The organism is Flavobacterium sp. UBA7682, from assembly GCF_002482945.1.
Lineage (GTDB): Bacteria > Bacteroidota > Bacteroidia > Flavobacteriales > Flavobacteriaceae > Flavobacterium.
The window spans coordinates 50,753-67,743 of the sequence record NZ_DLGY01000044.1 but is presented as its reverse complement, the minus strand read 5'-3'; the positions used below and the strand labels follow the sequence as shown (position 1 = coordinate 67,743).

The 16,991-nt window shown below is 36.0% G+C and carries 10 protein-coding genes; 4 read left to right on the top strand and 6 right to left on the bottom strand.

Going from position 1 to position 16,991, the window contains the following annotated elements:
• Positions 1–52: 52 nt before the first annotated feature.
• Both B3C16_RS12495 and B3C16_RS12490 read left to right on the top strand, forming a co-directional pair.
• Positions 53–4,663 (top strand): choice-of-anchor L domain-containing protein, encoded by a 4,611-nt coding sequence (locus B3C16_RS12495; RefSeq protein ID WP_291132166.1) that lies wholly within the window; start codon positions 53–55, stop codon positions 4,661–4,663.
• Between the two features lie 171 nt (positions 4,664–4,834).
• Positions 4,835–7,291: a TonB-dependent receptor domain-containing protein gene (locus B3C16_RS12490; protein ID WP_291132163.1), complete on the top strand. Its 2,457-nt coding sequence runs from the start codon at positions 4,835–4,837 to the stop codon at positions 7,289–7,291.
• An 83-nt stretch (positions 7,292–7,374) separates the two neighbouring features.
• On the opposite strand, the gene B3C16_RS12485 is transcribed toward B3C16_RS12490, so the two are convergent.
• Positions 7,375–8,382 carry a 3-oxoacyl-ACP synthase III family protein gene (locus B3C16_RS12485; RefSeq protein WP_121314849.1) on the bottom strand — a complete coding sequence of 336 codons (1,008 nt, stop codon included), beginning with the start codon at positions 8,380–8,382 and terminating at the stop codon, positions 7,375–7,377.
• 215 nt (positions 8,383–8,597) lie between these two features.
• Between B3C16_RS12485 and B3C16_RS12480 the strand changes: the two genes are divergently transcribed.
• Positions 8,598–11,009, top strand: coding sequence for an alpha/beta hydrolase family protein (locus tag B3C16_RS12480; RefSeq protein ID WP_291132158.1), 2,412 nt, complete (start codon positions 8,598–8,600; stop codon positions 11,007–11,009).
• A 16-nt stretch (positions 11,010–11,025) separates the two neighbouring features.
• Here B3C16_RS12480 and B3C16_RS12475 read toward each other — a convergent pair whose 3' ends face one another.
• Positions 11,026–11,961: an ABC transporter ATP-binding protein gene (locus B3C16_RS12475; protein ID WP_121314853.1), complete on the bottom strand. Its 936-nt coding sequence runs from the start codon at positions 11,959–11,961 to the stop codon at positions 11,026–11,028.
• 161 nt (positions 11,962–12,122) lie between these two features.
• Here B3C16_RS12475 and B3C16_RS12470 point away from each other — a divergent pair, with 161 nt between their 5' ends.
• A complete protein-coding gene (locus tag B3C16_RS12470; protein WP_291132154.1) occupies positions 12,123–13,520 on the top strand; it encodes a hypothetical protein in 1,398 nt (465 codons plus the stop codon).
• An 88-nt stretch (positions 13,521–13,608) separates the two neighbouring features.
• Here the strand turns inward: B3C16_RS12470 and B3C16_RS12465 are convergent, their stop codons facing one another.
• From B3C16_RS12465 to B3C16_RS12450, 4 genes are all read right to left on the bottom strand, one after another.
• Positions 13,609–14,922: an ABC1 kinase family protein gene (locus tag B3C16_RS12465; protein ID WP_291132151.1), complete on the bottom strand. Its 1,314-nt coding sequence runs from the start codon at positions 14,920–14,922 to the stop codon at positions 13,609–13,611.
• Positions 14,923–15,594, bottom strand: a complete 672-nt coding sequence (locus tag B3C16_RS12460) for a TetR family transcriptional regulator C-terminal domain-containing protein (protein WP_291132148.1) — start codon at positions 15,592–15,594, stop codon at positions 14,923–14,925.
• Positions 15,595–15,747: 153 nt separating this feature from the next.
• Entirely contained in the window at positions 15,748–16,443 is a 696-nt protein-coding gene (locus tag B3C16_RS12455) for an OmpA family protein (protein WP_291132144.1), read from the bottom strand.
• 7 nt (positions 16,444–16,450) lie between these two features.
• Positions 16,451–16,924, bottom strand: a complete 474-nt coding sequence (locus B3C16_RS12450) for a lipocalin family protein (protein ID WP_121314860.1) — start codon at positions 16,922–16,924, stop codon at positions 16,451–16,453.
• Positions 16,925–16,991: the final 67 nt, after the last annotated feature.

The following is a 16,991-nucleotide window of genomic DNA, read 5'->3' as shown; positions in this document are numbered from 1 at the left end:
GCTTTTAAACGATGATATCATGCATATTTGCTTTGTCAAAATCCCCCAAATCATGAAAAAGCTATTACTAATTATTACAATCTTAACAGTTACATTAGGTTTCTCACAATCTGTAACAGTGAGTACTACTAGTCATTCAGTACCACAATTGGTTAACAACGTTTTAATCAATTCCCCATGTGTATCGGCAACTAACATTACATGGAGCACTGGTTCAAATTTTGGTTCGACCAATGGTATTGGATTCTTTCAAAACACCAATCCCAATTTCCCAATGCAAAGCGGTGTCGTTTTGAGTACCGGAGATGCCTTAAATGCTCCGGGACCAAATACCTCAATTTTAAATGATGGTTCTGCTGCTTGGCCAGGAGATGCGAGTCTTGAAGCTACATTAGCAGCGGCAGGCATTCCGATGGTTTCTTCAAATGCAACCGTATTAGAATTTGACTTTACGCCAATTTCTCCCAATTTTAGTTTTGATTTTATATTTGCTTCAGAAGAATACGGAAATTTCCAATGTCAATATTCTGATGCATTTGCTTTTTTATTGACCAATATGAATACCGGAATTACTACCAATTTGGCTGTTGTTCCCAATACCAATGAACCTATCTCTGTTATAACCATTAGAGATTTTCTATTTAATTCATCTTGTGGTTCGGCTAATTCACAATATTTTGGAAGTTTTAATGGTGGTTCCGGTGCTGCAGGCGCTGCCACTAATTTTAATGGACAAACTACAGTAATGACTGCTGCTTCCGTTTTAACGCCTGGAGTACCTTATCATATTAAATTAGTGATTGCTGATAGATTAGATCCACAGTCAGATTCAGCAATTTTTATGTCCTCTGACAGTTTTAACATCGGACAAGATGTTTTAGGTCAAGATTTTACTTTATCTACCAATACCGCTTTATGTCATGGTGCAAGTTTGACTTTAGATACTGGTTTAAGTGCAACTGAATATTCGTTTGTTTGGTCAAATGGTGAAAGTATAATTCCTAACGAAACAGGCCCTTCCTTAACCATAAATCAAGCCGGAAATTACACTGTAACCTATCTGAATAATAATAATCTTTGTCAACCGATTTCAGATTCGGTAATTGTTGAATACAATGCTGAAATAGTATCGCCGAATCCAAGAGATTTGTTTAGATGTGATACAGGCGCTGCCACTTATACATACAATTTAGATTCCAATACCAGTAGAGTTAAACAAGGATTAGACCCATTAACCGTTGTAACCTATCACCTTTCTGCAAATGATGCTACAAACGACGTAAGCCCTTTGTCATTAGCATATGATAGCACACCAGGACAAGTGATTTATGTTAGAATTGAATTACCGAACGGTTGTTTTACTGTAAAGTCATTTTCTATATTAACTGCACAGGCTCCAACAGCCACACAACCACAAAATTTAACCCTTTGTGCTCGATCACAAACTCAGCTCAACGCTCGATTTGATTTAAACCAACAAAGCGCTGTAATACTGAATGGACAATCTACATCAATTTACACCGTAAGATATTTTACCTCATCAAACAATGCAATAGATAATATCAATCCAATTACGGGTTTAGGAAATTATTTATCAACCGGACAAACTATCTATGTAAGAGTGTATACAACTTCAGACCCATCATGTTTTAACATCACAAGTTTTGATTTAATTGTAACGCCATTACCTATTGTTGACGATTTAGAAGATGTATTAATTTGTTCAAATTATATTCTACAGCCTTTAGTAAATGGAAACTACTTTACTGCAACAAATGGTGGCGGTACTATGATGCATGCCGGTGATGTGATTTCAGAAACAACAACATTGTATATCTATAATCAACCCGGCGGTCCTGGCAGCTGTGGTGCTACTAGTTCTTTTACAATTACAATAATTGACACCACTGATATGACTCCGGATGATGTAGTCAATTGTGGAAGCTATACTTTACCTTCATTAGAGTTGGGAAAATACTACACTGGTCCGGGTGCAACCGGAACGGAAATTCCGGCCGGAACTGTTATCAGTTCATCTCAAACAATATATTATTATTTTATAACAGTGACACCTCCTGTTTGTAATGTTGACTCTAGTTTTACAGTTACCATTATTCCAACCGTTGAAGTTGGAGAAAGAGCTAATGTATTCGAGTGTTCTTCTTATACTTTACCTGCTTTATCTTTAGGAAATTATTTTACAGGTCCCAATGGAAGTGGAACACAACTTGCAGCAGGAACACAAATTACAACCAGTCAAACAATTTATGTTTTTGCCACTACAACCGGCACAACACCATGTAGTGATGAAGATCGTTTTGAAGTAATTATTGGATTAACTCCTCCGCAAAATATTTCACAATGTAACGGTTATACTTTACCACAATTAGCGGTTGGAAATTATTTCACTGGTCCAAATGGAACAGGACAACAAATTCCTGGTGGAACAGTAATCAACACAAGCACAACTGTATATATTTATGCACAAACTACAAGTGGAGGACCAAATTGTACCGATAATTTATTCTTTACTCTAAACATTTCGCAACCGAATATTGATACTTTAAGTGACGTAACAGTTTGTGAGAGTTATACTTTACCAACATTAACCAATGGAGAATATTATACTGAAACTGATGGTACAGGTATGCAGTTATATCCTGGTGATGTGATAATTGCAACCCAAACTCTTTATATTTTCAAAAGATTAAACAGCACTTGTTTTAATCAATCAAGTTTTACGGTTACTATAAATCCTTTGCCTGCTATAAGCTCCAGATCGGACATTGATATCTGTGACCAATATGTATTGACTCCTTTACAAATTGGTAGTTATTACACCGGTCCGGATGGAACAGGAACTATGATTCCCGGAGGAACAGTTATAACAACATCTCAGAGAATTTACATTTATGCCATTTCTAATACTACGCCGGCTTGTAGTGCCCAAAATAGTTTTGAAATAAATATTTTCTCTACCTCTGCAGATGTGGTTGCTGATGTAACAACCTGTGATAGTTTCACTTTGCCAACATTAACACCAAATAATAAATATTTTACGCAATCAGGTGGTCCAAACGGAATTGGGACAGAAATTTTACCGGGAACTGCAATTACTACTAGTCAAACCATTTATATTTATAAAGAGTCTGAAATCAGAACAGCATTCTCTTGTATTGATGAAAACTCATTCAACGTTACTATAAATCACACGCCAGTAATTCCGGCTGTGGCTAATGTTTTTGCTTGTAATTCTTATGTTTTAAACCCATTAACTGTGGGCAACTATTATACAGGTCCGAACGGAACCGGAACTTTATTAAATGCAGGTGAGACTATAACTTCATCTCAAACAGTATATATTTTTGCAAGAACAAATACAACTCCGGACTGTACAAGCGAAACCAGCTTTAACATCACAATTTTCAATGTTGACAACATCCCAAATGTAACTATTTGCGAAAGCTATACTTTACCTGCATTAAGCGTTGGTAACTATTTTACCGGACCAAATGCTACTGGAACACCGTTGGCTGCCGGAACTACATTATCAACATCGCAAACCATATACATTTATGCTCTTTCGCCTTTTACCCCAAGTTGTGCTGATGAGATTTCATTTACGGTAACCATTATTGATACGCCTATCGCTAATATCGTTCCGGTTGCTCAAAGAACAGTATGTGATGAAGACGGCACAAATGATGGTGTGACTTCTTTTGATTTAACAAGTTTGTCAACTACCGTTTTAGGAACCCAAACCGGCAGCGAGTTTACGGTTGCCTACTACGCAACTTTAGCTGATGCTTCAAACCAATCCAATGCTATTGCAACTACTACACTTTCTACAGTATATGTTAGAGTTAGCAATACCTTAGCAGCAAGCTGTTTTGATATCAAACCAATAACAATTATTGTAAATACTTTACCTGTTCCAACACCGCTGGATGGCGTAATCTGTTTTGACAGTGAAACACAAACACTTTTAAATGCTTACAATATCTTTAGTGGACTCAGTACAGCAACACATACTTTTGTTTGGACAAATGATCAAGGAGTAACAGTTGGAACCGGAAATAATTACACCGCAGTATTACCGGGAGTTTATACCTTAGTCGCTACTCGAATCTCAACAGGATGTAGTTCAGAACCTGTTAATGTGAACGTTGTTGCCTCTGAACCAGCTGTTGTCACCTATACTGTTACAGAAGATTTTTCAGACTCACAATCTATTACTGTTATTGCCACTGGTCAAGGAAACAATTTTGAATACCAATTGGACAATGGTTCGTTCCAAGACAATCCGGTTTTTGAAAATGTTTTGTCAGGCATACACACTATCACTGTGAGAGATAAATATGGTTGTGGTTCAACTACCATTCAAGCTATAGTAATCAACTATCCTAAATACTTCACACCAAATAGTGATGGAACCCACGACACTTGGAATATCCCAAATTTATCAAACCAACCAACAGCCAATATTACAATCTATGACCGATATGGAAAAACGATTAAACAAATAAGACCAAGCGGAAGTGGATGGGACGGAACTTACAACGGAAATATGATGCCTTCAGATGATTATTGGTTTGTAGTTACTTATACCGATGAAAATCAAACAACAAAAGAATTCAAGGCGCATTTTGCCATGAAACGATAATTTCAATATTATACATCATCAAAAACTCTCAAAATATTTTTGAGAGTTTTTTTGTTTTTACTGTAACAAATAATTGCTTTCCAAGTCTACTTGGTTGAATAAAATTAACAACTGTTAAAGAATCATCTTTACCAGTAATAATCTCAACATTAAATCATCAATTAAAACAAAATGAAATTTAAATTATTATTTCTTTTAGTAGTCTGTAATTTTTCTATTCTAATGGCTCAAGTTCCATCAACTAACGGTCCTGGTGTAATCACCGGAAAAGTAATAGACAAAAACAGCAAACAACCTATTCCCTATGTGAATGTATCGATTTTAGAAGATGCAAAAATCATCACCGGTGGAATTACTCTGGAAAATGGAAACTTTTCTATCAAAGGTTTGGCTTTAAAAAAATACACCGTTGAAATTCAATTTATTGGATATAAAAAAGTGACCCAAGCAGTTACTTTGTCAGAAAGCGACAAAACCATTAACTTAAACACTATTTCAATTGAAGAAGAAGCAGTACAATTAGCCGGTGTTGAAATTGTAAAAGAACGTTCTACTATCGAGCAAAAAATCGACAGAAAAGTGGTTAATGTTGGTAAAGATTTAATTGCTTCCGGAAATACAGCTTCTGAAATTATGAATAATATTCCAACCGTTAGTGTTGATCCGCAAACGAAAGAATTGAGTTTAAGAGGAAACTCCAACGTAAGAGTATTGATTGACGGAAAACCATCTAACATTGACGCTGCTCAATTGCTACAACAAATCCCGTCATCTTCTATCAAACAAATTGAGTTGATTACCAATCCTTCTGCCAAATACAATCCTGAAGGAATGAGTGGTATCATCAACATTATTTTACACAAAAACTCGCAAGAAGGTTTTAACGGAAGCATCAATTCCGGTGTCACTTTTGGAGTAACTCCGAAAGTAAATTCGGCTTTGAATCTTAATTATAAAGTAGGAAAAGTGAATTTCTACACTAATTATGGTTTCAATCATGGTCAGAATGAAAACGATGGTTATATCAACAGTTTCAGACCTCTTTTGGAAAACAATCAAAAATTTGGTGGTTCAAACTTGAATACTTCTCATCTGATTAAATTAGGTATGGATTATTTTATCAATGAAAAAAATACCATTTCCTTTTACACCAATCAAAACATTGTAAATGGCGGCGGGAATGGCTTTACATTTGCTGACTATGAAAATTCATTGTTGAGAGATTCAAGACAAACTTCTGATTCTGAAACTGAAAACTATACGCAAACTTATGATGTTGCTTACAAACATGATTTTACTAAAAAGGGGGAAACTTTCGATTTTCAAGCCAACTTTTCTACTACAAAAAGTCCTGAAATAACGGATTATGAATTCACTCAAACCAATCCAACTTCAACCAGATTCACCAACAACGATATTGAGCGTGATACTGATTATTTGCAAATCAACTTGGATTATGTAAACCCGTTATCGGAAACCGTTAAATTGGAAATTGGTGCCGAAACGCGTCTTCAAAAAATCACCAATGATTTTGACGAAACCATCAGCGAACCTTCTGAATCTTATAACAGACAAGGGAATTCTGCTTTTGAATTCACCAGAAATATCCATTCGTTTTATGCAAACCTAGGAAAGCAATGGAAAAAATGGAGTGTTCAAGCCGGAGTAAGATTAGAACAATATGAAATCGACGGTGATTTTGAAAATGTCGTGACTTCCTCAAATCCGACAGAAAACATTAATGACCAAAGTAATATTAAAGACGATATCTTCTCGGTTTATCCATCGGTATTCTTCAATTATAAAGCGAGTGATAAAGACTCTTTTAACTTTAATTATTCAAGACGTGTTGACCGACCAAGCATCGGACAAATCAGCCCGATTAGAGAATGGACAACACCATTGGTGGAATCAAGAGGAAATCCTTCATTGGAACCGCAATTCACCAACTCTTTTGAAGTTAATTACACCAGAATTACCAAAATCGGTTCTATTACTTCGGGTGTTTTCTACAGACAAATCAATGATGAAATCGGTAGAATCATTTATAAAAACCCTGACAACAACAATCAAGATATCATTTCTTATGACAATTTTGATGACAATAGTGCTGTTGGTGCGGAAGTTTCTGCCAACTTAAAATTAACACCGTGGTGGTCAGTGAATGCCAGTAGTGATGCTTATTTCAAAAAAGTGAGAGGAACGGTTCAAAACGCCAATACCCAAGAACAAGAAAGAGCAGAAGCCGATGTAGTTATCTTCAACGCAAGAATTAACAACAACTTTGTAGCGACCAAAAAATTAAGATTCAATTTATTTGCGATGTACAGAGGAAAAGATTTAGGATTACAGTTTGAAAGAAAACCTATGTATAAAATGGATATTGGCTCAACTTATACTATTCTGAAAGGAAAAGGAAGTATCACAGCCAGAGTAAATGACGTTTTTGAAACGATGCATTTTGCTTTTGACGGAAGTATTCCTTATCGTCAAGTTGGAGCCTTTTACTGGGAAAGTCAAACATTCTACGTAGGATTCAATTATATGTTTGGTGGCGGTAAAAACAGTGCTATGCAACGCAAGCAAAGAGATCAAAACGAGACACAAGGTAGTGGTGGCCTTTTATAATTATCACAAGGATTATTTGAATTAGTTGTTATGAAAAAGCCAAACGTAAAGTTTGGCTTTTTCTATTTATAAAAGTTATGTTTTTACCACTTTATGATGGCACTTGCCCAAGTAAATCCACTACCGAAAGCCGCTAAAACAATCGTATCTCCTTCTTTGATTTTACCTTGCTCCCAAGCTTCTGTCAAAGCAATCGGAATGGAAGCCGCAGTGGTATTTCCATATTTTTGAATGTTATTGAATACTTGGTCATCGGTCAATTTGAATTTTTGCTGAATGAATTGTGAAATTCTCAAATTCGCCTGATGCGGAATCAATAAATCAATGTCAGAAACCTGTAAATTATTGGCTTGCAAGCCTTCGTTAATAACTTCGCTGAAACGAACTACTGCATTTTTAAACACAAATTGTCCGTTCATATAAGGAAAGTAACTTTCGTCTTCCGGATTATTCTCTGCGATAATATCAGTAACCCATCTTCCGCCCATTCCTGGTGCTAAAACCGCTAATTCTTTGGCGTGTTCTCCTTCTGAATGCAAATGAGTTGACAAGATTCCTTTAGACACATCTTCCTCTCTACTCAACATTGCGGCTCCGGCACCATCCCCAAAAATAACCGAAACACCTCTACCTCTATCGGTCATGTCTAATCCTAAAGATTGCAACTCAGAAGCGACAACCAAAATATTTTTATACATTCCGGTTTTGATGTATTGATCGGCAACAGATAAGGCATAAATAAAACCCGAACATTGGTTGCGAATGTCCAAAGCACCAATCGTTTTCAATCCCAATTCTTTTTGCAAAGCCACACCAGGACCGGGAAAGTAAAAATCGGGTGAAATAGTAGCGAATACTATAAAATCTATATCGTCATTAGCAACACCTGAACGTTCTATAGCAATTTTGGCCGCTTTTACGCCCATTGTAGTGGTGGTATCTTCACCTCTTTTGATGTGTCTTCTTTCTTTAATGCCGGTTCGTTCCTGAATCCATTCGTCATTGGTATCCATTATTTTGGCCAAATCATCATTGGTCACCACATTATCCGGAACATAAAACCCTAAACCTGTTATTTTGGAGTGAAACATATTCTTTGCTTATTTAATAAAATGAGAACAGCAAATTTAACAATCTTATATTTCTAAAAGCCCTTTTTGGATTCAATTTTGAAAATTAGCAAAAATGACCAATCCTTAGCCGTTGTTTTTCAGGATTAAATTTAACAAAATCTTAAAATTATTGTAACCATTATAAAGTAATTTAGACCAACTATTTAAATCAATTTTAAACCAACTAACAGCATATGAAATTACATCTTACCCTTCTTTTATTAGTCGGATTGGGATTTTCTTCTTGGGCTCAAGAAAATCTGAATTATCAAAAACCTTCCGCTGAAATTTTGGCTTTAGCTGATTATGATCGCTCGCCATCAGTAAGCATGGATTCAAAAAAAGAATACATGCTTTTGAGTTACCGAAATACCTATAAAACACTCGACGACCTGAATCAAGAAGAAATGCGTTTGGGTGGTTTAAGAATTAATCCGATTACTAATATCTCAAGCACCGTAACTTACATCAACAATTTGAAGTTGCGAAAAGTAAGCGACAAAGTTGAAACACAAGTTTCAGGTTTACCCCAAAATCCTCGAATCACCAACATTTCTTGGTCACAAAACGAAAAGAAAATTGGGTTTACCAACACGACAAATACCGGCGTTGAACTTTGGGTAATTGATGTCGTTACGGCTTCCGCCAAAAAAGTTACGAATGACAATTTAAATGCCAACTTAGGAAATCCATACAGTTGGATGAAAGACAATGAAACGCTTTTGGTAAAAATGTTACCAAAAAATCGCGCTGCTTTAATCGACAATAAAAAAGACTTACCAAAAGGGCCGACGGTTTCGACCAGCGATGGTTCAAAATCACAAAACAGAACCTATCAGGATTTATTAAAAAACAAAACAGATGAAGCTAATTTTGACGCCTTAGTGACTTCGGAATTGTATAAAGTATCGTTATCAGGAAAAACAGAACTATTCAAATCGGCTGACATTTATGCCGGAGAAAGCTTCTCGCCTGACGGGAATTATTTGATGATTACGACCATTTTAAAACCTTATTCTTATATCGTTCCGCTGAGTCGTTTTCCACAAAAATCAGTCGTTTATGATCTAACCGGAAGAGAAGTTAAAGTAGTGAACGAAGTTCCATTGAGTGAAGTAATTCCTAAAGGTTTTTCATCGGTTAGAAAAGGAAAAAGAAGCATGAATTGGAGAGCTGACAAGCCGGCAACGCTTTCCTATGTTATCGCTTTAGACGAAGGAGATCAAGCCAAAAAAGTTAATTTCAGAGATGAAATTTTCAATTGGGATGCACCATTTTCGGCCGAACCAAAATCGGTTCTCAAAACCCAACAACGTTTTGCCGGAATCATTTGGGGCAACGAAACAACTGCGATTGCTTATGATGATTGGTATGATACTCGCAACCAAAAAACGTATTTATTCAATCCGTCAAATCCGGCTCAAGCACCAAAAATCATTTGGGATAGAAATTCTCAGGACATTTATTCCGATCCGGGTAATTTTGAAACCAAAAGAAACCAATACAATCGCTATGTGTTAGCCATCGAAAATAACAACACTTACTTAATGGGTGACGGTTTTACCAAAGAAGGACAATTTCCATTTATTGACGAATTCAATCTGGCTACGCTAAAATCTAAACGTTTGTATAAATCTACCTTCAAAGACAAAAAAGAGGATTTACAATCGATTGAAGATTTCAAAAAAGGCGATGTTTTGGTACAAATTCAGTCTAAAAATGACTTTCCGAATTACTATTTCAGAAACATCAAATCGGGAAAACTAACCCAAATCACCAACTTTAAAAACCCTTTTGAAAGCATTAAAAATGTTTACAAAGAAGTGATTAAATACAAAAGAAAAGACGGTGTAGAGCTATCCGGAACTTTGTATTTACCGGCCGGATATGACCGAAATAAAAAAGCGGAGAAATTACCTTTGTTAATTTGGGCTTACCCTGAAGAATTTAAAGACAAAAGCAGCGCTGGCCAAAGCAACAAAAACCCAAATGAGTTTACGTTTCCAAACTACGGCTCGTTTATCTATTGGGTAACCAAAGGTTATGCGGTGTTAGACGACGCTTCTTTCCCAATTATTGGCGAAGGTAAAACGGAACCAAACGACACTTTTATGCCACAATTAATCGCCAATGCAGAATCAGCGATTGATGCAGTTGATAATCTAGGTTATATCAACCGTAAAAAAGTAGCGATTGGTGGTCATTCTTATGGTGCTTTTATGACGGCTAATTTATTGACACATTCTAATTTATTCGCCTGCGGAATCGCCCGAAGTGGTGCTTACAACAGAACTTTGACCCCTTTTGGTTTCCAAAGTGAGCAAAGAAATTATTGGGATGTACCGGAAATATACAATGGCATGTCGCCGTTTATGAATGCCGATAAGATGAAAACACCATTGTTATTAGTTCATGGTGAAGCCGATAACAATCCGGGCACTTTTACTTTGCAATCTGAGCGTTATTTCCAAGCGTTGAAAAATTTAGGTGCGCCGGTTCGTTTGGTATTACTACCAAAAGAAAGCCATGGTTATGCGGCCAAAGACAATATTCTTCACTTGCTTTGGGAACAAGACCAATTCCTTGAAAAGTATTTGAAAAACTAAAAAAGAAACCCTGAGATTAATCGATTTCAGGGTTTTTTATTTTGAGACAAATGGTCGTTCCGATGGGAATATCAGTTGGATTTTCAAAGAAAATGGTTTCTTCACCTCGCTTAGCTTCCATCAAATAATGACTGCCTTTGTAAAAACTATTGACGATTTCAACTTCTAATTCCGATTTGAGAACCACTTTCAGTTGGTGTGGAAAAATATATTGAATCTTACTATTAACTTCTATTTCATTGACATCTCCAAAAAGTGAACCGATGTATTTACTGGTTGGATTTTGGTATAATTTCTTTGGAGAATCAGCAACAATGATTTTTCCGTTTTGCATCACAATAACTTCATCTGCAAATGACAATACATCCGAGCTGTCGTGTGTGGCAACTATGGTCGTGATTTGTTTGTCTTTTAGATAAGCAAATAACTTTCGGCGCAAACTGTTCTTTCTAAAATTATCGATATGGCTAAACGGCTCGTCAAGCAACAGCACTTCGGGTTCAAGCGCCAAAACTCTCGCCAAAGCCACGCGTTGCATTTGTCCACCACTTAAAAATTGGGCTTTACTATTAGCATGCTCCTTCATTTCGACGATTTCCAATAATTCTGCAATGCGTTCTTTTTTCTTATCAGCATAAATGTTCGACAGGTATTTCCCCACGTTTTCAGCAACCGTTATAAAAGGCATTAAGTCAAAATCTTGTGCCAAATATTTCATATAGTCCATCCCTGGAATCAAATGATATTTCGGCCCTAAAACTTCATTTTCGTTCCAATAAACACTTCCTTCATTTAAATCATATAAGCCATAAACGAGTTTGAGCAACGTGCTTTTTCCGCAACCGCTTTCACCAATTACCGCCAAGTTTTTACCTTTCTCTAATTCAAAAGAAAGTGCTTTTAATGTAGGTTTATCTTTATAAGAAAAGGAAATGTTTTGGACTTTCAGCATAGGATTAAGGAATTGGTGCCGATTTTAAATTTAAAAAAGTATGCAATTTTGCCATACTTCGCATTGTTTTTATTGTAAAAATCCTCAACTTTGTTAGGATTATTGTTTATTGACGGAATTAAATAATTTAGTACGCACGATTTTCAAATATACTTTGAAATATGAAATTGAAGTTAATTATTTTTCTAATTCTTGTTTTGGCCGCCGACAAAACAGCCGCTCAGGTGGGAATCAACACAACTTCACCCGAAGCTCAATTGGATATTCGTTCGAGTAATCAAGCTACTCCTACCAATACCGATGGCGTATTAATCCCTAAAATTGACCTATTCCCGGTCACAAATCCAACTGCATTACAACAAGGTATGTTAGTATATCTTACCACTACAGCAACATTTGCAAGTAGTAGTCGAAATCCAGGTTTTTATTATTGGGACAATGCTTCAACGAATTGGATTGGAATTCAAACCAGTGCCGCTGTGGATTGGAGTATTTTGGGAAATGCAGGTACAAATCCGAGCACTCATTTTTTAGGAACAACAGACGATCAAAACATTGTTTTTAAAAGATTTAATACTAGAGCTGGATTTATTGGTGACCCAACTTATGATGGAGGTTTTAATTCCAACAACGGAAACACCTCTTTTGGCGCTAATTCAATGCTTAATCCTACCATTAATTTTGGAACTCAAGCTGGTGTAAGAAATACAGCTTTTGGGGTAAATGTAATGCCTAATTTATCAACAGGAAGATTAAATGTCGGTCTAGGTGAATTTGCTTTATTCTCAAATACTACCGGAATTACAAATACAGCCATTGGTTCGGGAGCATTATTTTCTAATAGTTCGGCCAATAATAATGTGGCTGTCGGAAGAAATGCTTTAACGACCTCTAATAGCGATAATAATACTGCAGTGGGCTTTGCGTCTTTGCGCCAAAATGCCTCAGGAACCAACAACACGGCCTTGGGATATGAAGCTTTACGAAATGTATTGGGTAGCGGAAACGTCGGTATAGGATATCAAGCGGGAAGATTAGAAACCGGAAGCAATAAATTGTACATAGAAAATTCGAATGCTAATGCTTCAAATGCTTTGATTTATGGTGAATTTGACAACAAGATACTAAGAACAAACGGAACGCTTCAAGTGGGAAACCCTGCTACAACCGGTTATGCTTTTCCAACCGGACGCGGAACTAATGGTCAATTTTTACAAACAGATGGCGCCGGAGTTACAACTTGGGCCACTGTTCCTGTTAATACTGTCAAACCATATAACACTACCGGAGCAGCCACCGGAATTTATGATGTTTCCTTAACCGAGTACACTGTAAGGGTTTTTGGTGGCGTCTCTGAAGTCAGATTACCGGCTGCCGCTAGCAATATAGGTAAAGTCTTTATAATCATCGGAAGTAATACCATAACAAGTAAAATTTTCTCAACTCTAGGTGGCGGCATCTACGATGATGTATCTGGTGCAAATATCACAGTGTTAAATCCAAATACACGATATATGGTGCAAAGTGATGGCACTAATTGGATTGTCATTGGGAATTAAATTATCTTTTTAAACTTAAAAAGATAAGAGCGACAGGACTCAAACGTGGAGTGTCGCTCTTACCAACCTAACCAATAAATAAACAATTTTAACTCGGTATATATTTTTCAAATGACTTTGTGTCAATTCGGGCTTTTAAATCGTGTAACAAATTATACAATCCGAAGAACGTTCTGTTGATGTATAAAAAGTGTTTAGAACCTCTATTCCCATTCATTTTTCTGAGTTGGGTATCTTTAGAAAAATCTTCTCCCATTTGGGCAATTTTGCTAAAGAAATCCTCATCGGAAAAATCAAAATAATCACCATGAAACGGTTTGGTAAACAAACTCAACAAATCATGAAATATTTTGGTGAAATATTCAATTTCTTGTTTACTGTCGTCATGACGCAATATTTCTAATTCATATAACTTTTCGTTGAACAATTTTGGATTACCAATAATTTCAGGCTTTGCCAATTCAAAATACGGAATATAAAATTCATCGGGAACATGTTTTATGCAACCAAAATCTATCGCCACCAAATAATTTTCAGCATCTATCAAAAAATTTCCCGGATGCGGATCGGCATGTACTTGTTTTAAGTAGTGCATTTGGTACATATAAAAATCCCATAACGCCTGACCGATTTTATCACCTTTCACCCTATCTTGATTGTGCGACGTGAATTCTGAAAGGTGTTCGCCATCAATCCATTCCATCGTTAAAATCTTCTCCGAAGAAAACTCAGGATAATATTTGGGGAAACGCAAATTGTCAATTTTACTACACCAATCCGATACTTCTATACTTTGTTTTAATTCTAAAATATAGTCGGTTTCTTCAAGCAATTTGTTTTCAACTTCTTGAAAATATTTATCAGAATCTTTCCCTTTGATATTAAACATTCTAACAGCAAAAGGTTTCACCAACGCCAAATCAGAACTAATACTATCCGCCACTCCTGGATATTGGATTTTCACAGCAAGCTTTTTCCCATCTTTAGTTGCTTTGTGTACCTGACCGATACTCGCCGCATTCATAGCATCCGGAGTGAAGGAATCATATAATTCTTCGGGATATTTCCCTAAATATTTTTTAAAGGTTTTTCGAACCAATGGCGCTGACAAAGGCGGAACCGAAAATTGTGACAATGAAAACTTATCGACATACGCTTGTGGCATAATGCTTTTGTCCATGCTCAACATTTGAGCGACTTTCAAGGCACTTCCCTTTAAGTTTTTCAATCCGTCATAGATGTCTTCGGCATTGCTTTCGTTTAATTTGTCGCGGTTCAATGATGGATTCACTATTTTTTCACCATAATAAGCGACGTAGTTTCCTCCTACTTTGATTCCGGTTTTGACCAATTGACTAGCGCGTTCTATTTTACCCGTTGGTATTTTGTCTAATGTTTTCATTTATTGCATTTTTTCTTTCCATAGAAATTTGCCCAAATCAAACAAACTTTCCAGGGGTTTAGTATCTAACAAATCGACTACTGTATTCACAGATTTCTCAATCAAAACATCGGTTTTCTCGAATCCTTTTGACGTATCATCCATCCAAAATTTCAATATGAATAAGAACTGTAGCCAAGCACCTTCAGAGAAAACAGGTTCGGTTACTTTCGCTACTTTCCCGAATGGCTCTGAAGGTTTTGACTTTATTTTATTTACGATATATTCTTTAAAATGGTTTCTGAAAAGTTTTAAATTTTTCAAATTTTTCAATCCTTCTTTATTTTCTTTGAGTGAAAATAAGACATAACTTCTGTTTAAAGTCAAAACCTCAAACAGCGTAAAATAAAGTGTTAACAATTTATCCTTATCCAAATAGTTTTCAAAGGCTGCCTCTTTTTCGATAGTAGTTACAGCATTATCAAAAAACTTTACCCATATGGTTTGCTTGACAATATCGAGTGACCCAAAGAAAGCATAAAAATCACTTTCCTCAATCTCATGCTTCTTGCAAAAAGCATAAGCATTTCTGGGTTCTTCATTGGTTTCTAAAACATCATTCATGTACAATTCGATTAAGTAATTGTCATCAATTGCGTTTTTCTTTGCCTTAGCGCGTTTTGTTGTTGCCATAGTGTTGATTTTAAAAGCCATGTAAAATTACAACTGTTTAATTATTTAAGAAAATAAGTAAACAAAAAGTTTTGTTAAATGTTGTTCAAAAAAAATGAAAATAAAAAAAGCGTTCACTTGTGATGAACGCTTTTGAATATATTGAAATAATTTTTATTTACCGGCTTCTTTTTGAGCTTCTTGAACCATTTTCTCATTGGCTGTAATGGCAAACTCTACGCGACGGTTTTGACTTCTTCCTTCCGCAGTATCATTAGATGCAATTGGATCAGCAATACCTAAACCTGTAGTGGTAAATCTTGCTGATGACAATCCTTTTCCGGCCAAATAAGCTCTTACTGAAGCAGCTCTTTGCTCAGATAGATTCAAATTGTATTCCGGGCTTCCGGTAATATCAGTATACCCATAAATTTGGATATTGGTGTCAGGATACTGATTAAATACAGGAACCAATTTATCCAAATTAGCTTTAGCAGCAGCAGTTAAGGTTGATTTATTAGTATCAAAACGCACTGCATTTTCCCCTAAAACCAATCGAATTCCTTCACCAACTCTTTCGACTTGTGCACCGGGCAAAGCGGATTCAATTTCTCTGGCCTGTTTGTCCATTTTGTTACCAATAACTCCACCGGCAACACCTCCGATAACGCCGCCAAGAACAGCACCTAAAGCACCATTTCCGCCTTTTCCAACATTATTTCCTAAAATCCCGCCTAAAACGGCACCGCCAACAGCTCCAATAGCCACACCACGTTGCGAATTACTGGTATTTTTTACCGCTTCACAACTAGTGAAAACCGTTGATAAAATCATTAAACTTCCTAATAAAATTGCGCTATATTTTTTCATGTTTCTTTTAATTTAATTTTTCAAATTGATATACTACATCAGTTAAAGTTCCTCCTACATTGATTTTATCTATCAACTGAAAAGAACTGCCGGTTTGATTGGCTACTCTTAAAACGTAACCTGACTTAACCGTTTTTGCTTTAGATTCATCCAATATTTTCAATACAAATTCACCTTCTTTGTTAATAAACCAAGAGATTGGCGTAGAATAGGCTGTACAACTTGAACTGTTTAAAGCCATATTTCCTTTGTTACTCATAGAAACAAATTTCCAAGTACTTCCGATAAAACATTTGGAATCAGCGAGGTCAAACGAAGTAACTTTAATCACTTCTGAACCGGGATAATACACTGAAGAAACCCTCCATTCTCCTTTAATAGCCATCTGAGATTTTGAATCAATCTTAGTACTAGTAGCAGAATTCGATTTACAAGATAAAATCAAAACCGATAATAAACTTAGTAAAATAATTTTTTTCATCTTATATATATTTATGTTTTGTATTGGCAAATATACGGTCATTTTTGATTACATTTTTACATAATTT